22 protein-coding genes and 2 pseudogenes are annotated in these 24,256 nt (G+C 45.6%); 14 read left to right on the top strand and 10 right to left on the bottom strand.

What is annotated here, in order from left to right:
* Positions 1 to 30: 30 nt before the first annotated feature.
* From D1136_RS09260 to D1136_RS09250, 3 genes are all read right to left on the bottom strand, one after another.
* Positions 31 to 1,161, bottom strand: coding sequence for a Rid family hydrolase (locus D1136_RS09260; protein WP_161877358.1), 1,131 nt, complete (start codon positions 1,159 to 1,161; stop codon positions 31 to 33).
* A 146-nt stretch (positions 1,162 to 1,307) separates the two neighbouring features.
* A complete protein-coding gene (locus D1136_RS09255) occupies positions 1,308 to 2,168 on the bottom strand; it encodes an RNA polymerase sigma factor RpoD/SigA (RefSeq protein ID WP_161877357.1) in 861 nt (286 codons plus the stop codon).
* Between the two features lie 99 nt (positions 2,169 to 2,267).
* A complete protein-coding gene (locus D1136_RS09250) occupies positions 2,268 to 3,719 on the bottom strand; it encodes a Do family serine endopeptidase (protein ID WP_161877356.1) in 1,452 nt (483 codons plus the stop codon).
* 223 nt (positions 3,720 to 3,942) lie between these two features.
* Here D1136_RS09250 and D1136_RS09245 point away from each other — a divergent pair, with 223 nt between their 5' ends.
* On the top strand, positions 3,943 to 4,206 hold the full coding sequence (locus D1136_RS09245; RefSeq protein ID WP_161877355.1) for a hypothetical protein: 264 nt from the start codon (positions 3,943 to 3,945) through the stop codon (positions 4,204 to 4,206).
* 177 nt (positions 4,207 to 4,383) lie between these two features.
* Here the strand turns inward: D1136_RS09245 and D1136_RS09240 are convergent, their stop codons facing one another.
* Together D1136_RS09240 and D1136_RS09235 are read right to left on the bottom strand one after the other, a co-directional pair.
* On the bottom strand, positions 4,384 to 4,815 hold the full coding sequence (locus tag D1136_RS09240) for an META domain-containing protein (protein WP_161877354.1): 432 nt from the start codon (positions 4,813 to 4,815) through the stop codon (positions 4,384 to 4,386).
* 82 nt (positions 4,816 to 4,897) lie between these two features.
* A complete protein-coding gene (locus D1136_RS09235) occupies positions 4,898 to 6,127 on the bottom strand; it encodes a DUF5103 domain-containing protein (protein WP_161877353.1) in 1,230 nt (409 codons plus the stop codon).
* A gap of 104 nt (positions 6,128 to 6,231) precedes the next feature.
* On the opposite strand from D1136_RS09235, the gene D1136_RS09230 reads away from it, so the two are divergent.
* From D1136_RS09230 to nqrF, 6 genes and pseudogenes are all read left to right on the top strand, one after another.
* On the top strand, positions 6,232 to 7,587 hold the full coding sequence (locus D1136_RS09230) for a Na(+)-translocating NADH-quinone reductase subunit A (protein ID WP_161877352.1): 1,356 nt from the start codon (positions 6,232 to 6,234) through the stop codon (positions 7,585 to 7,587).
* 14 nt (positions 7,588 to 7,601) lie between these two features.
* Positions 7,602 to 8,735 carry an NADH:ubiquinone reductase (Na(+)-transporting) subunit B gene (locus D1136_RS09225; RefSeq protein ID WP_161877351.1) on the top strand — a complete coding sequence of 378 codons (1,134 nt, stop codon included), beginning with the start codon at positions 7,602 to 7,604 and terminating at the stop codon, positions 8,733 to 8,735.
* A 35-nt stretch (positions 8,736 to 8,770) separates the two neighbouring features.
* Entirely contained in the window at positions 8,771 to 9,457 is a 687-nt protein-coding gene (gene nqrC, locus D1136_RS09220; RefSeq protein ID WP_161877350.1) for an NADH:ubiquinone reductase (Na(+)-transporting) subunit C, read from the top strand.
* A gap of 1 nt (position 9,458) precedes the next feature.
* Complete coding sequence (locus tag D1136_RS09215) at positions 9,459 to 10,103, top strand: NADH:ubiquinone reductase (Na(+)-transporting) subunit D (protein ID WP_161877349.1); 645 nt, start codon at positions 9,459 to 9,461, stop codon at positions 10,101 to 10,103.
* A 14-nt stretch (positions 10,104 to 10,117) separates the two neighbouring features.
* Positions 10,118 to 10,735: pseudogene (nqrE, locus tag D1136_RS09210) on the top strand (NADH:ubiquinone reductase (Na(+)-transporting) subunit E); the annotation flags it as partial.
* 336 nt (positions 10,736 to 11,071) lie between these two features.
* Entirely contained in the window at positions 11,072 to 12,340 is a 1,269-nt protein-coding gene (gene nqrF, locus D1136_RS09205) for an NADH:ubiquinone reductase (Na(+)-transporting) subunit F (RefSeq protein ID WP_161877348.1), read from the top strand.
* 37 nt (positions 12,341 to 12,377) lie between these two features.
* Here the strand turns inward: nqrF and tsaA are convergent, their stop codons facing one another.
* From tsaA to D1136_RS09180, 5 genes are all read right to left on the bottom strand, one after another.
* On the bottom strand, positions 12,378 to 13,247 hold the full coding sequence (tsaA, locus tag D1136_RS09200; RefSeq protein WP_237567038.1) for a tRNA (N6-threonylcarbamoyladenosine(37)-N6)-methyltransferase TrmO: 870 nt from the start codon (positions 13,245 to 13,247) through the stop codon (positions 12,378 to 12,380).
* A gap of 64 nt (positions 13,248 to 13,311) precedes the next feature.
* A complete protein-coding gene (locus tag D1136_RS09195; protein ID WP_161877346.1) occupies positions 13,312 to 14,064 on the bottom strand; it encodes an ABC transporter ATP-binding protein in 753 nt (250 codons plus the stop codon).
* A gap of 19 nt (positions 14,065 to 14,083) precedes the next feature.
* A complete protein-coding gene (locus tag D1136_RS09190) occupies positions 14,084 to 15,139 on the bottom strand; it encodes an iron ABC transporter permease (RefSeq protein ID WP_161877345.1) in 1,056 nt (351 codons plus the stop codon).
* A 23-nt stretch (positions 15,140 to 15,162) separates the two neighbouring features.
* Complete coding sequence (locus D1136_RS09185; RefSeq protein WP_161877344.1) at positions 15,163 to 16,254, bottom strand: ABC transporter substrate-binding protein; 1,092 nt, start codon at positions 16,252 to 16,254, stop codon at positions 15,163 to 15,165.
* Positions 16,255 to 16,291: 37 nt separating this feature from the next.
* Entirely contained in the window at positions 16,292 to 18,355 is a 2,064-nt protein-coding gene (locus tag D1136_RS09180; RefSeq protein WP_161877343.1) for a TonB-dependent receptor, read from the bottom strand.
* A gap of 258 nt (positions 18,356 to 18,613) precedes the next feature.
* On the opposite strand from D1136_RS09180, the gene D1136_RS09175 reads away from it, so the two are divergent.
* The 7 genes and pseudogenes from D1136_RS09175 to D1136_RS09145 all read left to right on the top strand — a co-directional run bounded on the left by D1136_RS09175 (position 18,614) and on the right by D1136_RS09145 (position 24,237).
* The gene (locus D1136_RS09175) at positions 18,614 to 18,916 is read left to right on the top strand and encodes an urease subunit gamma (protein WP_161877342.1); all 303 of its coding nucleotides are present in this window, start codon (positions 18,614 to 18,616) and stop codon (positions 18,914 to 18,916) included.
* 7 nt (positions 18,917 to 18,923) lie between these two features.
* Positions 18,924 to 19,292, top strand: a pseudogene (locus D1136_RS09170) (urease subunit beta); the annotation flags it as partial.
* A 143-nt stretch (positions 19,293 to 19,435) separates the two neighbouring features.
* A complete protein-coding gene (locus D1136_RS09165; RefSeq protein ID WP_161877340.1) occupies positions 19,436 to 21,154 on the top strand; it encodes an urease subunit alpha in 1,719 nt (572 codons plus the stop codon).
* A gap of 94 nt (positions 21,155 to 21,248) precedes the next feature.
* Entirely contained in the window at positions 21,249 to 21,941 is a 693-nt protein-coding gene (gene ureE, locus D1136_RS09160; protein WP_161877339.1) for an urease accessory protein UreE, read from the top strand.
* Between the two features lie 12 nt (positions 21,942 to 21,953).
* On the top strand, positions 21,954 to 22,646 hold the full coding sequence (locus tag D1136_RS09155) for an urease accessory protein UreF (protein WP_161877338.1): 693 nt from the start codon (positions 21,954 to 21,956) through the stop codon (positions 22,644 to 22,646).
* A gap of 26 nt (positions 22,647 to 22,672) precedes the next feature.
* Positions 22,673 to 23,323 carry an urease accessory protein UreG gene (ureG, locus tag D1136_RS09150; RefSeq protein ID WP_161877337.1) on the top strand — a complete coding sequence of 217 codons (651 nt, stop codon included), beginning with the start codon at positions 22,673 to 22,675 and terminating at the stop codon, positions 23,321 to 23,323.
* The gene (locus D1136_RS09145; RefSeq protein ID WP_161877336.1) at positions 23,320 to 24,237 is read left to right on the top strand and encodes an urease accessory protein UreD; all 918 of its coding nucleotides are present in this window, start codon (positions 23,320 to 23,322) and stop codon (positions 24,235 to 24,237) included. The genes ureG and D1136_RS09145 overlap by 4 nt, the downstream gene beginning before the upstream one ends.
* Positions 24,238 to 24,256: the final 19 nt, after the last annotated feature.

The raw sequence follows: 24,256 nt of genomic DNA, 5'->3' as shown, positions 1-24,256 counted from the left end.
TGCACCTGTCTTGACATAAAATTTATGGTATTAAAAATCATTAAATTCAGGACATACCTGCTCTTTTAAAGCGATGCACTCCATCTCCACCAACCATCCTGGACGACATACCGCCGCCACAACAATCACTTTGGGAACCTCAGGAAAACGTTCTTCAAACAACCTGTTTACCACCCTATAATCGCCCGCATCCCGGATATACACAATCATATGGGCCACATCTTCAAACCCATAACCGCCCTCTTCCAGCAAAGCTGCAACATTTTCCCACATCCGGGCCACCTGCCCGGTCACATCCCCCTCTCCGACAATGCTTCCTCCGGCATCAATACTTGCCGTACCGGATATATAAGCCTGCCGGCGATCTCCATACAACACACTCACCCCCCGTTCAAAGGTAACTCCATATTCCCAGGTAGGGTTCAGATGGGTCAAAGCCTGCAAATAACGAATCTGCTCCGGTTTCAACCCTTTGACAGCATACGCTTCAAACAACACCTTACACTGAGGCTCCGCCACACGTCCTTCAATTCCTGTACTGGCAATATAATGCGTCTTTTCAGTCAACCCCCATTCCCGGAACAACTCTCTCCTGCCTTTCACCACTCCGGCATAATTCACATCTATATCCCGGACAAAAAACCAGGTTCTTATGCAATCCGTCGCCATACGGCACCGCTCACTCAACAGTGCCGTATCATAACTCCCAAGTAGTTCCCGCGTTTGTTGTTCCGCATCTCCCCGGGGATTTACCCCGCCGGCCATCCAAAGATGCCGGTAAGGGTTATTTTTCCCCCGCCCCGACTGCCCGTATACCCACAAAGCCAGCTTTGAACCACTCGCCGGAGCCTGCTGAACCACAGATACATTTCTTTTCTCCTCCTGTGCTCTTAAAATTCCGTCCTGATTGACGACATCACTCAAAAAATAACGTTTGAAAACCACCGACTCCTCCCCCCATCCTTTTTCCTTCAAGGTCTTTCCCACTCCTTGTTTCACCGCAGCCAACTGCTCTGTAAAACTTCCTTCCGTTGGTCCGACAGTAAAAAACAAATGATACTCTGCAACCTTTCCCTTTACATCAAAAACAGCGGAAGCAACTTTCACTTCTACCGCTTTATCTCCGGCACTACAGACAAAAGTATCTCTTTCATATTTCATAACTTGCACACTCTACATTATAGACAGACACACCTCAACACCCCCAGTACACACTTAGGCAATGTTGACAAAGTTAGAAATTTCCCTGTAATTTCAAAGAATAAATGCTTCCAATAAAGAAGGGCTGCTTTCGCAGCCCTTTTTAACTATCCCAAATATGTCTTTAATAATTTACTTCGTGAAGAATGGCGTAAGCGCCGAATGGCCTTTTCTTTAATCTGACGAACCCGCTCACGTGTCAAACCGAATTTTTCTCCGATTTCCTCCAGAGTCATTTCCTGGCAATTAATCCCAAAAAACAATTTAATGATATCACGTTCCCGTTCCGTCAAGGTCGACAAAGCTCTTTCCACCTCAGTAGAAAGAGATTCATTGATTAAAGTCCGGTCTGCTATGGGCGAATCATCATTGACCAAAACATCCAGCAAACTATTATCTTCTCCCTCTACAAACGGAGCATCCACTGAAATATGCCGGCCCGATACCCGCAATGTATCTGCCACTTTTTCTGCCGGTAAATCCAGAGAATCAGCCAACTCCTCAGGAGACGGACGCCGTTCGTTCTCTTGTTCAAACCGCGAAAACGCTTTGTTGATTTTGTTTAATGACCCAACCTGATTCAAAGGCAAACGCACAATACGTGATTGTTCTGCCAAAGCCTGCAAAATAGACTGACGTATCCACCATACTGCATACGAGATAAATTTGAAACCACGGGTTTCATCAAATTTCTCAGCAGCCTTGATCAATCCCAGGTTGCCTTCATTAATCAAATCCGGTAAACTCAGTCCCTGATTCTGATACTGTTTAGCCACAGAAACAACAAATCTCAGGTTTGCTCTGGTCAACTTCTCCAATGCTTTCTGATCTCCCTTCCGGATCCGCTGCGCCAATTCCACCTCCTCTTCAACGGTAATCAACTCCTCTTTTCCAATTTCCTGCAAGTACTTATCCAGAGATGCACTTTCCCTGTTAGTAATTGATTTTGTGATTTTTAGTTGTCTCATACTATCTTTTATATACCACTGCAAACATGCCGCAAAGGTATGGATTTTTATTTATTTATCAGTTAGTTAATTTCATCAATATTTTTGTATTAACATTTTTTAATCCTGTAAAGAAAAAGCGAAATATTCCACTCTTCCTCTCGGATTGACAGCCGTAACAAAAATACCTCCATCTCCCACAGCTTTGATCGCTCTTTCCAAATCTTCAGGATGATGAACCACCGTATCGTTGATTTTCAAAATAATATAACCCTCCGTTAATCCGGCTGATTTAAACTTCCCGTCCCGGAGTTCTTTAATCTTCACTCCCTTGCTCAACCGGTAACGGTAGCGTTCTTGTTGAGTCAAAGTCTCCACTTTAGCTCCTAATACGCCGTCACTTTCAGAAATAGCTATATCGCCAAAAGAACTCTGCAGGACAAGGTCAACGACTTTCTTCTTCCCAGCCCGGTTCACTACAAACTGTATAGCATCTCCGGGGGCATACTTAGCCAGCTGTTCCTGGAACTCCGGAACCGTCTTCACTTCATACCCATTCAATTGCTGGATCACATCCCCTTCCTTTAATCCGGCTTTGGCTGCCGCTCCTCCTTTTATCACTTCTCCTACATAAATGCCATACTGTGCATCTACATCCAATTCCTTAGCCACAGAAGGTGTCAGTTCTCCCATACGGATACCGATTACTGCCCGTTGTACTTTTCCGTATTCCTTTAAATCGCCTACTACTTTGCGGGCTATATTCACCGGAACGGCAAAGGAATAGCCGGAATAACTTCCCGTAGGAGACTGAATAGCAGTATTAATGCCTATCAATTGTCCCCGGGAATTCACGAGAGCACCGCCGCTATTCCCCTGATTGACTGCCGCATCAGTCTGCAAAAAGGAACCTAAGTTCATTTTACCTCCCAACTCACGGGCCTTAGCGCTGATAATTCCTGCCGTTACGGTTGAAGTCAGGTTATAAGGATTTCCCACTGCCAAAACCCATTCTCCCAACACGACATCATCAGAATTACCGTATTCGATGGGCTGCAACCCCTCAGCATCGATCTTGAGTAAAGCAATATCCGTATTCGGGTCGGAGCCGATTACTTTCGCTTCAAATTCCCGCTTGTCATTCAAAGTGACTATCAGATGGTCACTTCCGTCTATCACGTGATTATTCGTAATAATATAACCATCCTCCGTAATAATCACTCCGGAACCGATGCCCATATTGCGGGGGACTTCCCTCACCTGAGGCTGAATGCCAAACCAAAAATCCAGCGGACTTCCATAATATTCCTTTCCCATCTGTACGGTTTTCACATTTACAACAGCCGGGACTGTCTTTTTGGCAGCCATCCGCAAATCCACGCTTCCGGCACCCCCGCTTTCCCCTTCATCCAATACCTGATGTACCACCGGACGGGGCATTCCGGGACCTATAAACTCATGCTTCGCAAACGATACCCGGGAATCCGCTTTCCATTCCCCGGCAACAAAAAAAGCAATCAGGCCACCCATAAGCCCGAATATCAACGGAACAATAAACTTTGTTATTTTCATATCTTTTCCTGATTTAAATGGTTACTTTTTTAAAACTATCTTGTCAGTTACAATACTAACAATATCTTTGCCAAGCATTTATTAATAATTTCTTAATTAGCAAAGCTTAACATCCCAACATGATTATTAAATTTCAAAAATATCGGGGAGCAGGCAACGATTTCATTATCATTGACAACCGCCAACTCTTATACGATTTTCCGGTTCCAAGAGTTGAACAATTATGCAAACGGCAGCAAAGAAGCCACCATGTGCGGAAACGGCGGACGGATGCATTATCCGTTTTGCCCGTCAGCTGGGAATCTTTGAGAAACACACCGTTTTTATCGCCGCCGATGGAATACACGAAGCCGAATCACACCACAACTCGGTCCGCTTAAGTTCCCCGCATTATGCAGAAATAGTACCGGACGCATTTACCATAGATACATCCGGGTGGCAACTTATAAACGCAGCGCAGAAGCAGAAACCCCGGCCTGCGGGATAGGCTGTATAGCAACAGTTCTCTCCGTAGTTTTCTGCGGAAGGACTACTGTAATATCTACCTCATCCAAGCCAAAGAAGGATATTAAAAATCAGTTTCAGACAGCCCCGACCACTTATTCCCGGATACATGGCTCGAAGGACCCGCAGAAAAAATCTTTGAAGGAGAAACAGAAGTCTGTTAGTTATTGGTTATTTTCTCTTTGTCCTCACTCTTTTTGAAAGTAGCTACCACCTTCCCTTTAGAAAGAAAAGAAAGGACATGGTCTTTTATGGCACATCCGTCCACCTCTTCCAGCATTCTGAAAAATTCAGCTTCTGTCTGTATATCCGGACAAGTCATGCGCGTAGCACCCATCGGAGAAAATTTCAGTTTATCATGCTCCATCTCATAGTTGCCAAAATAACGGTTGCACCCGGCCCGGCCATTCACCCTTTTGTCCACATCATTGAACTGAATAGAAATCTCGCTGTTCGGGTCACTCAATACAATATCCTTATCGTTCAAAGTCTGCAATACCCACTTCACATCATTTAACTTCGCCATATTCCGGGAAGAATGACAAGCAACAATTCCTAATGCAATGCAACACAAAACGATTAAATTCCTCATGATTCTATAATTATTATGATTCTTTTATATATTAACAAATATTATGCCAGATTGTCAGAAAACTTTATAAAATCTGATTATTTCACAACTGGGCTGTAAGATTATAATATCCTACGAAACGAAAACACATTAAGTTATTATCATAAAAATAAAAACGGATATTATATTCATTCGGAGTCTGATAGAAATTATTCTGCATTTCCACTAAATTCACTTTCTTCCCGGACCGGGGAACAACGGCATACATATAATCATAATAACCCTGTTTCAGTTCGGCTTCCCCGACATACGCCTTGTTCTTATCGTCATAAGTCATTTTCAACCCCGGCACTAACTCCCATCCGGCAAATTTGCCATACACATAAACATCGGCATCCACCAAGGGTTCCGGATATAAAATAGCAAAATGAGCCACAATATAATCCGCTTCCAGATCAGGATTCTGGACATTTTCCGCCTCTATCCGGAAATTCCCGCCCTTGTCCGGTAGAGGGACATAGCGTTCAGGAACCCGGCCCGGCTGCAAAATAAAATTATAAAGCCCGTCAGGCCCTTTTAATACATCTTTTACATACTGGGTGTAATAAACCAAACTCGCGCTCTGAAAATTCCGGAAAGGCGACAAACCATTGAAAATATTATCGGTTCCGTTCCCATACACCAATTGATTCGTGCGAACAAAAGTGGGGGAAAACTGTCGGCGGGTATTAGGGTCCTGATTCTGTGTAACATAAGCCCTCACATCCCGAACCGGATTATAAATAGTCAATTGCTCATAAACCACAGAAAAATTTAATTGCTGGGAAGTATAAAGCAATTGGGGATTAGTGGAATTTACGACCTCCGCACGAATCCCCACCTTCTGCTCTAAAACGGAAAAACGCAAAGCCAGGACAACACTATCCGGATTCTCATCATTATAAATTTGCAGGATATAATTGCCGGAAATCTTGAATCCGACCTCCTCATTCGGAAGGGTTAGGGAAAAATGGGTATATTGTACCTGAGTATTAAAAGAATAGTCATAATTTTCAACAGGATTGCTAAAAAAGCCCGTCAAATAAGTAAAAGGGCTCAGATTGGAACTATTCCAGTCCGGGTCACAATGCACAATTTTATAAGAATAAGAATTTACCTCCGGACTCAAATCATCAAAACTGACCATCAACCGGTCCTGGGTTCCCAACTCTATAACCGGTTCTGCAAAAGGCTTGCCGAGGGGATAACATTCAACGGTTTTTATCCGGCTCTGAGCCCATAGAGTCAAGGTCATGCAAAGCCATATTCCCAATCCTGCTATTTTTTTTTCCATTCCGAACAAATTAAAATCTGATTAACGACAAAATTACGTAATTGGTTTGTATATTTGTGGCTTAATTTTGGGAAAATACTTAATTATTAATAATTACAAAAAACATGTCCAAGGTAATCAAATTAAAAAAAGGCCTTGATATCAAATTAAACGGAGAAGCGGAAAAAGTGGTACAGCCGGCCGGTAAAATAACCAGTTGTGCATTAAAACCGACCGATTTCCGGGCACTGACTCCGAGATTAGCTGTCAAGGTTGGCGATGAAGTGAAAGCGGGAGATGTCTTATTTACGGATAAAATGCATCCCGAAATCAAGTTCACTGCACCGGTTAGCGGAACAATTGAGGCCATCAACCGCGGTGAACGTCGCAAGTTGCTGGAAGTAGTCATTAAAGCAGATGCCGAAATACAATACCGTGATTTTGGTAAATCCGAAGTGAGCACCCTAAATCGGGAAGAAATCATCAACCGTTTGTTAGACAGCGGAGTATGGCCTGTAATCAGACAACGTCCCTATGACATTATTGCCAATCCGATGACAACCCCGAAAGCCATCTTCGTTTCGGCTTTCGACAGTGCTCCTTTGGCACCCGATTATGACGTAGTCTTAAACGGACAGGAAAAAAATCTGCAAACAGGATTCGACTGCCTGAAAAAACTCTGCAATAAAAACATTAACCTGAACCTTCGGGCAGATACCCCGTCTACTTCCGTATTCACCAAACTGAAAAATGTAGACATTCACTATTTCAGCGGACCCCACCCTGCCGGAAATGCCGGAATCCAGATACACCACCTGAACCCGCTCAATAAAGGCGAACAGGTTTGGGTTGTAAATATTCAGGATGTAGCCATCATCGGCAGATTGTTCAATGAAGGACGGTTTGATGCCCGCAAAATCATTGTATTATGCGGTTCCGAAGTCAATAAACCCCAATACTATCACAGTCTGTTGGGAGCTTCCATTGCCGACATCACCGCCGGCAAACTGAAAAACCAAACCGAACAACGCATTATCTCAGGAAACGTACTCACCGGAACCCGGGTAGAAGCCAATGGCTACCTTGGTTTTTATGCAAACCAGGTAACAGTGATTCCCGAAGGAAACCACTACGAATTTTTAGGCTGGGCAACACCCGGTTTCGGCAAATTCTCAGCTTCAAAGCTGTTTCCTTCCTTTTTATGCCCACGGAAACGTTACACGTTAGATACCAACTACCATGGCGAACGCCGGGCTTTTGTCGTGAGCGGACAATATGAAAAAGTATTCCCGATGGATATTTATCCGGTATACTTACTGAAAGCTTGCCTGGCACAGGACATCGACCGTATGGAGCAACTCGGCATCTATGAAGTTGTACCGGAAGATATGGCATTGTGCGAATTTGTCTGCACTTCCAAAACCCCGGTTCAGAAAATTCTGAGCAATGGTATTGAATTAATGATGAAAGAAACCAATTAATTTACAATTAAGAGATGAATTTTTTACGAAATTATTTAGATAAGCAAAAACCCAAATTTGAAAAGGGAGGAAAGCTGGAAAAATTCCACTCCGTTTTCACTGGTTTTGAGTCTTTTCTTTTCGTGCCCAATCAGACGACTGCCGGCGGAGCACATATCCGGGATGCCGTCGATTTGAAACGTACCATGATTATGGTAGTGATAGCCCTCGTACCGGCACTTCTTTTCGGTATTTATAATGTAGGCTACCAACACTTCAACGCTATAGGAGCATTGGCAGATACCCCATTTTTCCAATTGTTTCTTTACGGTCTGTGGAAAGTACTTCCGATAATCGTGGTGTCCTATGTTGTGGGATTAGGTATTGAATTTGCCGTGGCACAAATGAAAGGTCATGAAATAAACGAAGGCTTTCTGGTTTCCGGTCTGCTGATTCCGATGATTATGCCGGTGGAAGCACCCTTATGGATGGTGGCCCTTTCTACTGCTTTTGCAGTAATTATCGGTAAAGAAATCTTCGGCGGTACAGGTATGAACATCTGGAATCCGGCTTTACTGGCGCGTGCCTTTTTCTTTTTCTCCTATCCTTCTATGATCTCAGGAGATAAAGTATGGATTGCCAGCGAAACGGCTGACGCTATCTCACAAGCAACTCCCCTGGCTCAAATGGCCCAGGGACAAGCATTAAGCTACAGTACTGCGGATATGTTCTGGGGATTCATTCCGGGTTCTATCGGAGAAACGTCCACATTCTGCATATTAATCGGTGCAGCTATCCTTTTGCTGACCAGTGTTGCCAGTTGGCGTATTATGCTATCCGTATTTGCGGGAGGACTATTATTGGGATGGGCTTTCCAGTCATTAACCGGCGTACCTGCATACGACCAGCTACTTATGGGTGGTTTCGCTTTCGGAGCAGTATTTATGGCTACCGATCCGGTTACTTCTTCCCAAACCAATACCGGTAAATACATCTACGGCTTCCTGATCGGAGCAATGGCTGTCATCATCCGATGCATCAACCCGGGTTATCCGGAAGGAATGATGCTCGCCATCCTGTTGATGAACACTTTCGCACCCCTGATTGACTGGTGTGTCGTACAGTCCAACATCAAACGCAGATTGAAAAGAGCCAAAGCCATGGTATAATTTACGATAAATCTGAAATCAAAAATTTTAATCGTATGAATAAACAAGGAAATACATATACATTCCTGTACTCAGTGGTTCTGGTAGTAGTGGTTGCTGCATTACTATCCATCGTATCTCTTTCTCTGCAACCGCGCCAAAACGAAAACCGCGAAAACGAAAAGAGACAGAACATCCTGAGTGCAATACACGTTTCTTCTACAGCAGCTAACTCTGCCGAACTGTTCGGCAAATACATCAAAGAACAGTTTATCATCAATGCCAAAGGAGAAAAAGTAGAAGGCAACGCATTCAATGTCAACATTGAAAAACAATACAAACTACCGGTTGAAGAACGGGAACTTCCCGTATTTGTCGCAGAAGTGGACGGAGCGACCAAATACATTCTGCCGATGTACGGTGCAGGTTTATGGGGACCCATCTGGGGATACATTTCACTGGACGACAACAAAGACAGTATTTACGGTACTTTCTTCGACCACCAGGGAGAAACTCCGGGATTGGGAGCGGAAATAACCACTCCGAAATTCAACCAGGCATTTCAGCAGAAACAGATTTTTTCCGGCAACCAATTGGTAGGAATTGATGTAGTCAAAGGCGGAAATGCTAACGGAAGCAATCAGGTAGACGCCATCTCCGGAGGAACCATCACCTCAAAAGGAGTTGAGAGCATGATTAAGAACTACTTAACCTATTACGAACCGTTTTTAAAACAAAGATAAAATGAGTGCATTATTTTCAGCTAAAAACCGGGGAGTGTTGTTCAATCCTTTGAGCAAAGGCAATCCGGTCATTGTTCTGGTGCTGGGTATCTGTTCTGCCCTGGCTGTTACTGCCAAACTGGAACCCGCTATTGTGATGGGCCTTTCAGTTACCGCCGTAACCGCTTTTTCCAACGTCATTCTTTCCCTGTTGCGGAATACTATTCCGACCCGGATTCGTATCATCGTACAATTAGTGGTCGTAGCAGCTTTGGTCATCATCGTTGACCAGTTGTTAAAGGCTTTTGCTTACGATGTAAGCAAACAGCTTTCCGTATACGTCGGTCTGATCATTACCAACTGTATCATCATGGGACGTATCGAAGCATTTGCGCTGGCCAACAAACCCTGGCCCTCCCTCCTCGATGGTATCGGCAACGGATTGGGATACGGTATGATCCTTGTGATTGTAGCCTTTTTCCGCGAACTGCTGGGCTCCGGAACACTTTACGGATTCCGTATTATTCCGGAATCCTGGTACATGCAAAACGGAGGATATTACCTAAACAACGGTCTGATGATTATGCCTGCCATGGCATTGATTTTAGTCGGACTGATTATCTGGGTTCACCGTTCCCGTAACAAAGATTTAATAGAAAAAAACTAAAAGCATTATAACACATGGAAAATCTATTAAATATATTCGTCCGCTCAATCTTCATCGACAACATGATCTTCGCCTACTTCCTCGGGATGTGTTCCTATCTGGCAGTATCGAAGACCGTAAAAACCTCCTTTGGATTGGGTATGGCTGTGATATTCGTATTGTTTATCACAGTACCGGTCAATTACCTGCTCGACAATTATGTATTGAAAAGCGGTGCCCTCCAGTGGTTATTGGGTGAGGAAGCTGCAAACATTGACCTAAGCTTCCTGAGCTTTATCATGTTTATCGCCATCATTGCCGCTATGGTACAACTGGTGGAAATGATTGTGGAAAAATTCGCACCCGCACTATACAACCAACTGGGTATTTTCCTGCCATTGATTGCCGTAAACTGTGCTATCATGGGAGCCTCTCTGTTTATGCAGCAACGTAACTATGCCAGTGTTCTGGAAGCTACCAGTTTCGGGTTGGGTTCCGGTATCGGCTGGTTGCTTGCCATCGTTTCGATTGCAGCCATCCGCGAAAAGCTGAAATATTCCGATATCCCCGCCCCTCTGCGCGGCATCGGTATCACGTTTATTGTCACCGGTTTAATGGCCATTTCCTTTATGAGCTTCCTGGGTATTGACCTGAGCAAGCTGAAAGCCCAACCGGCAAAAGCTGCTACCACCTTAACCGTTTCCCAGCCAGCTGCTGCATGCCAGTGTAAAGCATGCGCTTGCAGCAATTGTGACGGAAATTGCAAAGCTGCAAAATGTGAATGCGAAACATGCGGATGCGAAAATTGTCAATGCACGGAAAAAACATCCTGCCAGTGCCAACCTTGCAAAGGTACCGACTGTAACGGCAGTTGCGGACAAGGCAAAGAACAATGTTGCGCCAAAGATTCCACCAAGTGCGAAAAAAGGTGCCAACAAACCACAACAGCCGAAGCAGAATAATTTAATAAAATCTAAAATAAAACCAAGATGATGTTATTAGCTATCAATACAGCAATCGTCACTGCCGGAATTGTGGTATTCCTGCTCGTCACCCTCATTCTGGTGGGCATCCTGCTGTTTGCCAAAGCCAAACTGACGGCAAAAGGGGATGTGAGAGTGAGTATCAACAATGGCGAACATGTCGTAACGACCGAACCGGGTGGTTCGTTGCTTTCTACTCTGGCCAATCAGAAAATTTTCCTGCCGTCGGCTTGCGGCGGAAAAGGTTCCTGCGGTATGTGTAAATGTCAGGTGGATTCCGGAGCCGGCTCTATTCTTCCGACAGAAACCGGATTTTTCACCTATAAACAACAACACGAGAACTGGCGTCTGGCTTGTCAGGTGAAAGTGAAAGAAAACATTGAAATGCGCATTCCCGAATCCATCTTAGGAATCAAAAAATGGGAGTGTACCGTAGTTTCCAACCGCAATATTTCTACTTTCCTCAAAGAATTTGTAGTAAAATTACCGGAAGGAGAAAACCTGAAATTCAAATCCGGAGGATATATCCAGATAGATGTTCCTGCCTTGGATGTAGATTTCAGAACCATGGATATAGATGAGAAATACAAGGCCGACTGGGAAAAGATGAAAATGTTCGACCTGAAAATGCACAATCCGGAACCCACTTACAGGGCTTATTCTATGGCTAATTCTCCGGCAGAAGGCAATATTATCATGTTAAACATCCGTATCGCCACACCGCCGTTCGACCGGGCAACCGGAAGTTTTATGCCGGTCAATCCCGGTATCTGCTCTTCCTTTATCTTCTCCCGGAAACCGGGCGATAAAGTAAACATCTCCGGACCTTACGGAGAATTCTTCCTGAGAGACACCAACAATGAAATGATGTTTATCGGTGGAGGTGCCGGTATGGCCCCCATGCGTTCCCACATTTTCAACCTGTTCCACACCATGCACACTAACCGTAAAGTGACTTTCTGGTATGGCGCACGTGCATTACAGGAAGCTCCTTACGTGGATGAATTCAACAAAATACAGGAAGAAAATCCGAACTTCCACTGGACACTGGCTCTTGACAGGCCCGACCCGGTGGCAGATGCTGCCGGTGTAAGCTACAAACCGGGCTTCGTACACCAGGTAATCTTTGAAAACTACCTCAAGAATCATGAGAATCCGGAAGACATTGAATACTACCTCTGCGGACCTCCTATGATGATTCAGGCTGTCACTAAAATGCTCTATGAACTTGGAGTACCCGAAGAAAATGTCATGTATGACAACTTCGGAGGATAAAATAAAAAACCGTTCCAATTGTGGAACGGTTTTTTTATTACTGCTTCTCCTCTACCGGCTCCAGAATCAATAATTCATCGAAATCCATGTCCAGAACGGCCAATCCCCTGGCAACGGGACTCAAGCCGTCGGAAAGGTGTCGTTGGATGTATTCCCGGTTAGTATCTTTTAGGGTCACTTTCCATCCCTTGCCGGCTTTATTCATGACATAGAAGCAGTCATTTCCCGGACTACCCATCACAAAACGATTCGTTCCCGGAGTACACCCCGTGACAAACAAGGCTCCGTCTATCGGACAATTCTGCATTCCGGAAAAAAGCGTGTAATCCCGGATGTCTTCCCCGGAGGTTATAACCTTCTGCATCACCTTCACAGCTCCCATCACCCCAAGAGCCAGGCCCGGACAAACATGCCCGTGCAACTGGGCTGCTTTCAACAATAATACCCGCGTATCACCGGCCATAATGTTTCCAACAATGTCAACACGCGGCGAACTCATCCGAATGCTGTCATGCACACTCCACCACTCCAAAACAGAGGTATCGCAATATTTAATATCAACCACCGGCGAACCGTCAAGCGCATCCGCCCCCCCGACGCGAAGGATATTCCCCTCCCGTCCGAGTAATTTCACGGTAGTCACTCCCAAATGATTGGGCCGGCGAGGCGAACGCGAAGCAAATACTCCGGTAGTTTCCCCGGTCCGGAGCCGGGTTTGCAACTCCGTACGCTTTTCCTGGTGAAAAGCAAATACCATATCTAAAAATTCACACTGTTCAATACCTCGCAAACCTTCCGCATATCCGGGTAAAATCTCTATTTCAGAGATCTCTTTTTTGATTGCCTCCGGGGCCTGACTTTCCTGGCAAGCATTTCGAACATAACCAATCGGTTCCAAAACAATCATAAGCAATACAGTTAATCCTTTGAACATCATTTTATATCATTATTAATCCTAGATCAAGTATTTATCATTGCGGAATAATGCAGATTCCATTTTTGTGATGTATGACATCCACTTGCATATCATACAGATTTTCTACGTTTTCCGGAGTATAAACGGAACGGCAGCCGGAAGCAAACACTCCGCCGTGCTTCAGCATCAGGGCTTTATTACAGAAACGGGCCGCCATATTGATATCATGAATCGTAATAACCACAATCAATCCTTCCGAAGCAAGCTGTTGCAACAGCTTCATCACTTTCATCTGATGGTTCATATCCAAATTAGCGATAGGCTCGTCCAGTAACAGAACGGCAGGTTGCTGTGCCAGTGCCCGTGCTATATATACACGCTGCTGTTGTCCTCCGCTCAAGGTATTAAGATTGCGCATAGCCACTGTTTGCAGCTCCAAACGCTCCAGCAACCGGACAACCAGCTTCATATCGGCTGCACCCGGCTTGTTACCTATGTAAGGCTTCCTTCCCAATAAAACGGTATCAAACACACTCATACCCTCCACCACCTCTCCGGACTGAGGAATATAGGCAATTGTGCGGGCCAGTTGACTAGAAGAATAATCTTTCAAAAGCGCAGACCCAATCCGGATAGTCCCCCTCTCCACCCTCAGTATGCGGTTGAGACATTTTAACAAAGTACTCTTCCCCGACCCGTTTTGTCCGATAATAGCCAGCATATCACCGGAATTCACTTCAAAAGAGACATGGTTCAAAGCCATAAAACCACTGTAATCAAAAGAAATATCCTCTACTTTAATTTGCATTGCCGGTAAAATGAAATAGTCAGATTTTTTTTCTTGTCAACAAAAACAAAAACAAGGGAACCCCGAAAAAAGAAGTCAGGATGCCCACAGGAAGGATAACGGGAGAAATGACCGTCCGGGCAACCGTATCACACAGCAACAGAAACATCCCCCCGAACACAGCGGAACCGGTAATCAGAAATTCTTCGTTATTCCCGATAAACTTGCGGACGATATGCGGCACCACTAAACCGACAAAAGCGATTACCCCGAAAAAAGAAACAGCTGCAGCCGTAATCAGGGAAGTAGTTACCAACCCGATAATCCGCAAACGATGGGGAAAAACTCCCATACTCCGGGCATAATCGTCACCAAAGCCCAAGACTTTATAATCCCACCGCTTATAATAAAAATATATCAAAGCCGGCATTAGGACGACCACCAGGAAAAACAATTTTTGCCAGTCTCCGCGTCCTAAATCACCAAAATTCCAGAAAACAATGGAAGCCAATTGCACACTATCCGCCACATATTGCATAACAGCAATTCCCGCCCCGAAAAGCGAATTGATAATCACACCGGACAGAATAATAATTTCAGCAGAAGCCTGTTTTACCCGGACAATAAGCAAGATAATAGCCAGTCCCAGCAAACTGCCCAGAAAAGCGGAAAGGGTAACAACATACGGATTCGTAACCATAAAAAGCTCAGAAGAACGTACCCACCCTGCCCCGGCGCCCAGAAAAACAATCCCAAAGGATGCACCGAAAGCCGCTGCATTAGAGATTCCTAATGTATAAGGGGACGCCAGAGGATTACGCAACAGAATCTGCATGACAGCTCCTGAGACGGAAAGGATAACACCGGTAATGACCGTAGCCAGCATCCGGGGTAAACGGATATTCAGGACAATCTGGCGGTTCATCTCCGTCCCCTCCCCCGTAAATAAGGCCCAGAAATCGGATGGAGTGATCCGGTGGGAACCTGCAATAAGAGCGACACAACAAATGACTCCGAGCAGAACCAACAGAAGCAAAATAAAACGGACACTCCGGCTCCTGTATTTCCTATATTGAATCAGAATTTCATTATCCATTCGTACAGCATTTACTGATTGATTCATTGCACTGCCGGAGGAACATCCCCTGCAAAAACATTCCGGCATCTTCCCCACTTCCGGACCAGGCTGTCCGCTACCGGTCTGCCGACAAAAGCAGCAAGTATCTCATTCGCTTTATCGTCCGCGTCAATATCCGAAAACTGTCCGGGAAAAAGTACCTTCCCCGCAATCCAGGCATTGATCAGCATTACTTCAAAATTGGTATGATGATTATTATAGGGCCACAAAGTATAAATCCGCTTCTCGCGGTAAGCAGTCAACAAACGGTTAGCCCCCTGACGAGCCTTGAATTCCTCCATCACCAAAGGCAAACCGTCCGTATCTACAAAAATGACCTGCGGGTCCCAATCGGCCAATTGTTCCCAATCAATATAAGTCCCCGTAATCGGAGACACGTAAGCAGAGTCTATCCCCGCAGCCACATTTCCGGCTTTCAGAAAATCAAAAGCTGCATAATAAGGGTCAGTGGAGGTAATGCCTTTCTGTCCTTTATACGAAATACCTCCGACATAAATCCGGGGAACCTCTCCCGATGTCTTTGCCCGCCGTGTCAATTCGCCAATCTGCCGGTCGGTATACCGAATAAGGCTATCCACCCGTTGTCTTGTACCCAATACCTCGCCGATAGAACGTAAAGAACTGTAGAATGTCTGACGATTGCGCCCGATATCCCCATATTCAATAGTAAACACCGGTATGCCGGTCCGTTGTTGCAAAGCATCCGCATCTCCGGCCGTAGTCGTTGACATGAAAATCACATCGGGAGCGGCAGCCATAATCAATTCCGGGTCACCTCCCATCGAAGGTCCGATGACGGCCTTCTGCCTAAGCCCCGGATGGGCAAACAAATGCGTAAACACCTGCTCCCTGGATTCCTGCTCTTCCACTCCGCAAATCAAATCCGCTCCTCCCGCATACGTAACCAAACGTATAGCCGAGGCCCGGATGCAGACAATATTGCGTACAGTATCGGGCAAAGCAACCTGCCGCCCCAAAGCGTCTTTCATTTCCCGCGAAAAAGTCTTATGCTTTCCTTGCCCTCCGCAGGCACAGCAACATCCTAAAATAAGAATACAATATAAAACTTTCATAACAGCTTCCGATAAAACATCAAATTCATAAAGTAACCTACCGGTTGATACTGACCGCCAGCTTAACATTTATCAACCGGCCGGCCGACCTGTACTCTTTCGTATTCATATGACGGTTGTTGAAAATATTAATCACCTCCCCTCCGACATACAAGCGGCGCCGAACAAACCACCGGGAAACCTGCATATCCCAAACCGTAAACCCTTCAATGTGAGAAGAATTGTCTTCTGAAGTATACTGTCTCGATTTGTAACGTCCCCGCAACATGACATCCGCAATTCCTCCTGTCCAGAGAATATAACCTTTTAACTGATTTTTCGGAGTATAGGTCAGAAGCTTATGATTCAGTTCCGGATTTTTCTCAAAACGCTTCACCTCAGGAATATTATAAGAATAATTAAGATTCATTTTCCATCGGCCTGATAGCGTATAATCCAAATCGGCCTCCACTCCTTTCACCTCCACTTCAGAAATATTCTGCCGTTGAAAAATGTCCCTTTTCCCCCACATTTTTTCTCCGGTAGCTACATAATACAAAAAATCCTTTCCTTTGGCATAGTAAAATGAAGGAGACAGGGACAACCCCGGAATCAAACGGAAAGTCCCGCCGATTTCGTAATTATCTATTTGTTCCGGTCCCAGCTCCGGATTAGCAATTTTAGGACCAATCCACATCCAGCCTGAACGGCAAAGGTCATCCAGAATGGAAGCCCGGAATCCCTGCGAATAAGAAACATAAGCGGATATTGTTTCGGCCGGATTATAGCGCAAGGCTGCACGAGGAGAGAAATGTTCCCACCGGTTGCTTTTTAATCTTCCGTTATAGCTATTAAAATCAGCAACATTTTCCCCGTTTGCTTCAAACCAGCCTTTATGAAAATAAGCATTATCATACCGCAAGGCAAACTGCAACCAGATTTTTCCATGCAACAGGTTCAGTTCATCCCGGGCAAATACGGAAACCATACGGATTGTACCCCTGTTAAGCACCTCATCCGGCGACGTGACATAATGGTCTCCTCCGTCAATACTACCGTTTTTAAACTCCCCGCCAACAGCCAGGTCATTGAACTTGCCACTCCATCGCAAATGCATAATCCCCCCCCAGTCATCCCGGTCGGATCTGACATCAAAACGCTGATAAGCCGTACCTTTTATCCGCTCATCCAGTTTAAAATAATCCTGACGTTGAAAATACAAAGCAACCTGATAAGAAAATTTCCCGCCACCACCGTACAAACGCCCTTGTATCCGATGATGGTTAAAATGACGATACTCTCCGTCCGGTGCCTTTATTTTCTCGCCCTCCCCTCTTTTATCCTGATATAAATCATAAAACAGTTCCATATTGAAAAAAGACAGTGGAGTATACAGCAGTTTGGTACACACCCCGCCCTCTTTCATAAAACGAGCCACACTGTAATCCGGTTCAGTCCTCAAACTATCGGGAACATGATTAAACCCATCGCTCTGATTATAATACCCCGAAAGAAACACGGCAAATTGCTTGTTAAGACGGCTGGAAAGAGACAAGCTACTCTTCCACGTATTCAGAGAACCATACGCTCCGGAAGCATAAACCGACAATGGGGAAAGCGGCTTTTTACTGATAATGTTAATCACCCCTCCCATTGCGTTATTTCCGTAAAGTGAAGAGCCAGGCCCTTTAAACACCTCTATACGCTGGACGTTATCCACATGAATACTATTCCAATTTACTCCCCCTTCATCGGAAGTATTGATGGGAATCCCGTCAAACAGTACTAACGTCCTTCCCTGTTCATCTCCGGCAAGTCCACGGATACTAACGTTACTATGTATATTGCTGATGCCATCCGAACGAGTTGTATTAACTCCCGAAATCATCGCCAGGATATCGTCTACATTTTGAGCGGGACTATGCCGTAACAATAAAGGAGTAACAACCTGAATACTGCCCGGACTCTGAGAAAGCGGCCGCTCAGTGCGGGAACCCGTCACCACCACTTCCCCCATGTTCAGAACCGTATCTGCAACACCGGTATAAGCATAGGTTTCCATACAAAAAATAACGGCAAACCAAAGCAGGAATATCGTATCACGTAAAAATTTCAGTTTCATGCTTGCTATAATAGGGCATCAATATTTGTTTTCCACATTTTACAAATATTAAACTCATGTGCATTTCTACGTTACATATTTTAGAAAGTTTTAAACCTGCCTCTGTTGCCTGTTTATTTCTTTTCTTCTTAAACAGATTCATTATTCCCGCAGAATATGAAACAACTTGAACATTTTAGCGTAATTCTCGTGTTGTAGCAGACCGAGCAATCCACTTATCTGCCTGAATCATTTACACAACTATTAAAAATAAAAGCTATGCATTTAACACCACGAGAGATTGACAAGCTCATGTTGCTGTCGTTAGGCGCCATTGCCGAACGGCGCAAAGCAAAAGGGCTCAAACTGAACTATCCGGAAGCTGTAGCCTATATCAGTTCGGCAGCTCTGGAAGGGGCCCGTGAAGGCAAGACCCTGGAACAGGTGATGACTGATTCTACAAAAGTATTAACCAAAGACGATGTGATGGAAGGAGTGGCAGATATGATCAGCCTGATTCAGGTCGAAGCTGTCTTCACTGACGGTAGCCGTCTGGTAAGTATTCATCACCCGATAAAATAAAAAGGCCATGGCAAAAAACAATAACTCCAATACAACAAAACAACCATCTGTAACCCCCGGATTTACCCCTAAACAGCGGGTAGGCGTCGGTGGTGAAATTCTGAGTGACCAGCCTATCACCTACAATGAAGGCAGATATACGGCCAAGATAGTAGTCCGCAACACCGGCGACCGCCCCATCCAGGTGGGTTCTCACTTCCATTTCTTTGAAGTAAACCGTTATTTACAATTCGACCGGGCAAAAGCCTACGGGTGTCATCTGAACATTCCGTCAACCACCGCTATCCGCTTCGAACCGGGAGATGAGAAAGAAGTGGAAGTCGTAGCTTATTCCGGCAAGCAGTATGTAATGGGATTTAACGGATTGGTACAGGGATTCACCGGAGATGAAGATGCTCCAACCTACTTTCCCCAACGGATATTGGCTATCGAAAGAGCAAAAAACTTAGGATTTAAAATGATGGACGAAGCCACTGCCGAAGCAGAACTTCAGAAAAAAAATAAAAAACAAAAATAACTATGGCAACAATCTCAAGACAACAATACAACGACCTGTATGGCCCCACCGTAGGTGATAAAATACGTTTGGGAGACACCGGACTTTACGCAGAGATTACGGAAGACCGTTGTGTTTATGGCGACGAAGTAGTCTATGGCGGAGGTAAAACCCTGCGCGACGGCATGGGTTTAGCCAATACAACAACCGCCGAAGGAGGAACGCTGGATTTAGTGATTACCAATGTAACCATCATCGACCCCATACTGGGCGTTATCAAAGCAGATGTCGGCATAAAAGACGGGAAAATCGCAGGCATCGGTAAATCCGGTAACCCGAATATCATGCGCGGAGTGAGCAAAGACCTGGTGACCGGAGCGGCAACCGACGCTATTTCCGGCGAACATCTCATCCTGACGCCGGCTGCCATCGACGGTCATGTCCACATGATTGCACCGCAACAGGCCTACCATTGTTTAAGCAACGGAGTAACCACCCTGGTGGGCGGAGGGATAGGTCCCACCGACGGAAGCAATGGTACAACCATTACCTCAGGCACCTGGAATATGAAACGCATGCTCCAGTCTATTGAGGGATTACCTGTAAACTATGGTCTTCTGGGCAAAGGAAACTGCTCCGTCCGCAAACCGTTGTTCGAACAGATAATGGCCGGAGCCTGCGGATTTAAAGTCCACGAAGACTGGGGCAGCACACCTGCCGCCATACGTGCAACGATGGCCGTTGCTGAGGAATATGACGTGCAGGTCGCCATCCACACCGATACCCTCAATGAAGGCGGTTATGTAGAAGACACCATTGCTGCCATTGACGGACGGACAATCCACACTTACCATACGGAAGGCGCCGGAGGAGGACATGCCCCGGACTTGCTGAAAGTCGCCTCATTAGCCAATGTCCTGCCATCATCCACGAATCCCACCCTGCCGTTCGGTATCAACTCTCAGGCAGAATTGTTCGATATGATTATGGTATGCCATAACCTCAACCCCAAAATCCCATCCGACGTTTCCTTCGCTGAAAGCCGTGTCCGTCCGGAAACCCAGGCAGCAGAAAATATTCTCCATGATCTGGGAGTTATCTCTATGATTTCTTCCGATTCGCAAGCAATGGGACGAGTGGGGGAAAACTTCACGCGTGCCTTCCAGATGGCCGATTACATGAAACAAGTGAGAGGGAAGTTAGCAGAGGATTCAGACAGCAACGACAACTTCCGGATTCTGCGCTATCTCGCAAAACTAACCATCAATCCCGCCATCACCTACGGTTTCTCCGATATTTTAGGTTCCATTGAAAAAGGCAAAATGGCCGACCTCGTTTTGTGGGAACCTGCTTTCTTCGGAACAAAACCGAAAATGGTCATCAAAGGAGGTATGATTAACTGGGCCAGCATGGGTGACCCGAATGCATCCCTGCCCACACCCCAGCCTATTTACTACCGTCCGATGTACGGAAGTTTCGGAGGTGCCCAGCCCAAAAGCTGCATCTCTTTTGTTTCCAGGGCCGCACACGATGCCGGAATTAAAGAAAAATACGGCTTGCAGAGAATCGTTTATCCCGTGCATGGTTGCCGGCAAATCAACAAACCTCACATGGTACTGAATGGAAGTATGCCGAAAATCGACGTCAATCCGGAAACCTTTGAAGTATTTATAGACGGTAAACAAGCTTATGCCAAACCAGCTCCCAAGTTCGCATTGGGACAACTGTATTGGTTCAGCTAAACAATAAAAATCAAATCAGAAATCCGAATCCGGCCGGCAGTTACCTCAATTACTGAAGGCCGGATATCCGGATTTCCCAATCAATCTTCTACCTATGAAAATGTACACCCAAGTACTCGGAAATATGTATTCCGACGCTGCGTGGAGCGAGAAACTCAAAAATACCGCAATCGAATACCTTCACCTCGACCAATGGACTGCACAGAAAAGCCGTTTTATCGCTCAAAGCAATACAGGAACGGAATACGGAATAGCCCTGAAACGACACAGTCAGGTGGAAAACGGAGACATCCTGGAATACAATGCGGAAACCCAACACGCCGTAGTCATTCGCATTGAATTAAAACCTGTATTGATTATCGACTTACAGAGAATGACGGACAAGAAAACAGAAGAAATTATCCGGTGCTGTGTCGAACTGGGACATGCCATAGGCAATCAGCACTGGCCCGCCATTGTCAAAGGAACAAAAGTATATGTGCCCCTGACTGTAGACAAGAAAGTCATGAAAAGCGTGATGGACACCCACCACTTCGAAAACATTACCTATGAGTTTCAGGCAGGCCAGGAAATCATTCCCTTTTTAGCACCTCATGAAATACGCCAACTTTTCGGGGGAGCCTCCCAGGAACTGCCCCATATTCATGAACCGGGCCACAATCACGCCCACCATACCCCTCATTCAGGATATTCCCATGCAGAAAGTGTCCTCCATACCCCCTTCCATAAAGGGAAAGTCTTGTCGCCTGACGAACAAAAAGTGATAAACGGAAATACACACCAATAAAATCATGACCTCATGACTGATGAAATTACACGATTGATGCATCTCCTGGAGTTTTCCGATTCTGCCTTTCCGGTCGGAACTTTCTCCTTTTCCAATGGACTGGAAACAGCAGCTTTTGAAGGCATTGTCCACAACGCCGAAACGCTGGAACAATATACCCGGACCGTTCTTCAGCAAACAATTTACTGCGACGGAATCGCTGCCCTGCAAGCCTTCCGCGCAGCCGGACAGAACGATTACAGGATGATCCGGAAAGCCGACCATCAGGTCATCTTATGTAAAATGAACACGGAAGCCCGTCTGATGCTGACCCGTATGGGGAAAAAAATGGCCGAAATTTGTATGCAAATCAGTGACAATGCCCTCATGCGGCAATGGCTTAACGACATCTGCAAAAAGGTAGTTCCGGGCACTTATCCCATAGCACAGGCCATTTGGTTTCAGCAAAACGGCTCCAAAGAAGAAGAACTGTTCGCCGCCATTGAATACGGAACCATCAATATGATCCTGAATGCAGCCCTGCGCTGCGTAAAAGTTTCCCACTACGAAACCCAGGCCATCCTCTATCGTCTTTGTTCTGAGACCACAGCAGATTATGAGATTATCCGACAAATGGATTTTGAAGACATAAGGACCTTTGCCCCTGAAATCGACATTATTGCCTCCCTGCACGAAAAAGGCAAAATGAGAATGTTTATGAACTAAAACCTTAACACCTTAAAATTTAAACCATGAGCAACACATGCCGAATCGGAATCGGTGGCCCCGTCGGCTCGGGGAAAACCGCTTTGATTGAAGCCATCACCCCCTATTTTTTACAGTCAGGCCTGAAAGTACTGATTATTACAAATGATATTGTCACAACCGAAGATGCAAAACACGTCCGGAAAATGCTGAAAGGCTACCTGGCAGAAGAACGGATTATCGGCGTAGAAACAGGAGCCTGCCCCCATACGGCCGTACGGGAAGACCCTTCCATGAACATTGCCGCCGTCGAAGAGATGGAAGCGAAATTCCCGGATAGCGACATCGTATTGATTGAGTCAGGAGGAGATAACCTGACCCTCACTTTCAGTCCGGCATTAGTAGATTTCTTTATCTATGTCATCGACGTCGCAGCAGGCGATAAGATTCCCCGTAAAGACGGTCCGGGCATTTCCTATTCCGATATTCTCGTCATCAACAAAACCGACCTGGCGCCCTATGTGCATGCTTCTCTGGAAGTCATGCGCCACGATTCGGCCCTGATGCGCCCCGGCAAACCTTTTATTTTCACCAATTGCATGACCGGCGAAGGCATTCAGGAACTGGTCGGATTAATACGCGATATGGCACTGTTCGACCGGATATCCCAAAAAGAAGTAGAGGAGATGAAACAATGAATGATTTTATCCATTGCAAGGAACTAAAGCCCTACCAGGCACCCACCCAGGCTATGCGTATGGGAGCACCGGGCAAATTCGGTTTACTGGACCTGGTTTTCGAACTTGACGAAAACCGGAAATCCATCATGCGGCATTGGGAACGGCGGGCCCCTCTGATTGTCCAGCAAGAACTGTATTTTGATGAAAGCATGCCCGAAATGCCCTGTGTCTATATCCTCTCGGCAGGAGGACCGAACGTAGACGGCGACCGATATGAAAACCGGTTTACCATCCGAAAGGATGCCTATGCTTTCATATCGACAGGGGCTGCCACAAAAATTGCCGAAATGAAAAACAACTTCTCAGGCTTGAAACAAACGTTCACCCTGGAAGAAAATGCGTACCTCGAATACATTCCGGAAGCCACAATCCCCTGCCGCAACAGCCGTTATGCCACCAATACGGACATTGTTATCCATCCGTCAGCCACCCTGTTTTATTCGGAGATATATACAGGAGGCCGAAAATACTATCAGGACGGGGAACTGTTCGTATACGACCTGTTGTCTGTCTGTACCCAGGCACGCCGGCCGGAAGGGACTCTCCTGTTCCGCGAAAAGATGGTTGCGGCACCCAAAGAAAAAACGGTCCGGGACATTGGCATAATGCATCATTACGATGTACTGGGCAATGTCATTGTACTCACGCCACCTCAGGATGCCACACAAATCTATGCCCAAACCCAGGTATTCATCAACAGGCATCCCCATCTGGCTGCAGGAATCAGTTACCTGCCCAATGAATGCGGACTAATATTCAAAGTATTGGGGGAAGAAACTCAGCCGGTAAAAAAAACAATCCGCGAATTTGCTTCCATTGTCCGGATGCAAATCAAAGGCAAGCCTTTACCGGAAGAGTTTATCTGGAAATAATTTCAAAAATTCATAAACC

The sequence above is a fragment of the Odoribacter sp. Z80 genome (genome assembly GCF_009935865.1).
Classification (GTDB): Bacteria; Bacteroidota; Bacteroidia; order Bacteroidales; family Marinifilaceae; genus Odoribacter.
The sequence above is the reverse complement of the archived record's forward strand: the minus strand, read 5'-3'. Positions and strand labels throughout refer to the sequence as shown.

Excerpts from the sequence above, each read along its gene's own strand:
- D1136_RS09260 (WP_161877358.1), bottom strand. The coding sequence starts at position 1,161 with ATGAAATATGAAAGAGATACTTTTGTCTGTAGTGCCGGAGATAAAGCG.
- D1136_RS09255 (WP_161877357.1), bottom strand. The coding sequence starts at position 2,168 with ATGAGACAACTAAAAATCACAAAATCAATTACTAACAGGGAAAGTGCA.
- D1136_RS09250 (WP_161877356.1), bottom strand. The coding sequence starts at position 3,719 with ATGAAAATAACAAAGTTTATTGTTCCGTTGATATTCGGGCTTATGGGT.
- D1136_RS09245 (WP_161877355.1), top strand. The coding sequence starts at position 3,943 with ATGCAAACGGCAGCAAAGAAGCCACCATGTGCGGAAACGGCGGACGGA.
- D1136_RS09240 (WP_161877354.1), bottom strand. The coding sequence starts at position 4,815 with ATGAGGAATTTAATCGTTTTGTGTTGCATTGCATTAGGAATTGTTGCT.
- D1136_RS09235 (WP_161877353.1), bottom strand. The coding sequence starts at position 6,127 with ATGGAAAAAAAAATAGCAGGATTGGGAATATGGCTTTGCATGACCTTG.
- D1136_RS09230 (WP_161877352.1), top strand. The coding sequence starts at position 6,232 with ATGTCCAAGGTAATCAAATTAAAAAAAGGCCTTGATATCAAATTAAAC.
- D1136_RS09225 (WP_161877351.1), top strand. The coding sequence starts at position 7,602 with ATGAATTTTTTACGAAATTATTTAGATAAGCAAAAACCCAAATTTGAA.
- nqrC (WP_161877350.1), top strand. The coding sequence starts at position 8,771 with ATGAATAAACAAGGAAATACATATACATTCCTGTACTCAGTGGTTCTG.
- D1136_RS09215 (WP_161877349.1), top strand. The coding sequence starts at position 9,459 with ATGAGTGCATTATTTTCAGCTAAAAACCGGGGAGTGTTGTTCAATCCT.
- nqrF (WP_161877348.1), top strand. The coding sequence starts at position 11,072 with ATGATGTTATTAGCTATCAATACAGCAATCGTCACTGCCGGAATTGTG.
- tsaA (WP_237567038.1), bottom strand. The coding sequence starts at position 13,247 with ATGATTGTTTTGGAACCGATTGGTTATGTTCGAAATGCTTGCCAGGAA.
- D1136_RS09195 (WP_161877346.1), bottom strand. The coding sequence starts at position 14,064 with ATGCAAATTAAAGTAGAGGATATTTCTTTTGATTACAGTGGTTTTATG.
- D1136_RS09190 (WP_161877345.1), bottom strand. The coding sequence starts at position 15,139 with ATGGATAATGAAATTCTGATTCAATATAGGAAATACAGGAGCCGGAGT.
- D1136_RS09185 (WP_161877344.1), bottom strand. The coding sequence starts at position 16,254 with ATGAAAGTTTTATATTGTATTCTTATTTTAGGATGTTGCTGTGCCTGC.
- D1136_RS09180 (WP_161877343.1), bottom strand. The coding sequence starts at position 18,355 with ATGAAACTGAAATTTTTACGTGATACGATATTCCTGCTTTGGTTTGCC.
- D1136_RS09175 (WP_161877342.1), top strand. The coding sequence starts at position 18,614 with ATGCATTTAACACCACGAGAGATTGACAAGCTCATGTTGCTGTCGTTA.
- D1136_RS09165 (WP_161877340.1), top strand. The coding sequence starts at position 19,436 with ATGGCAACAATCTCAAGACAACAATACAACGACCTGTATGGCCCCACC.
- ureE (WP_161877339.1), top strand. The coding sequence starts at position 21,249 with ATGAAAATGTACACCCAAGTACTCGGAAATATGTATTCCGACGCTGCG.
- D1136_RS09155 (WP_161877338.1), top strand. The coding sequence starts at position 21,954 with ATGACTGATGAAATTACACGATTGATGCATCTCCTGGAGTTTTCCGAT.
- ureG (WP_161877337.1), top strand. The coding sequence starts at position 22,673 with ATGAGCAACACATGCCGAATCGGAATCGGTGGCCCCGTCGGCTCGGGG.
- D1136_RS09145 (WP_161877336.1), top strand. The coding sequence starts at position 23,320 with ATGAATGATTTTATCCATTGCAAGGAACTAAAGCCCTACCAGGCACCC.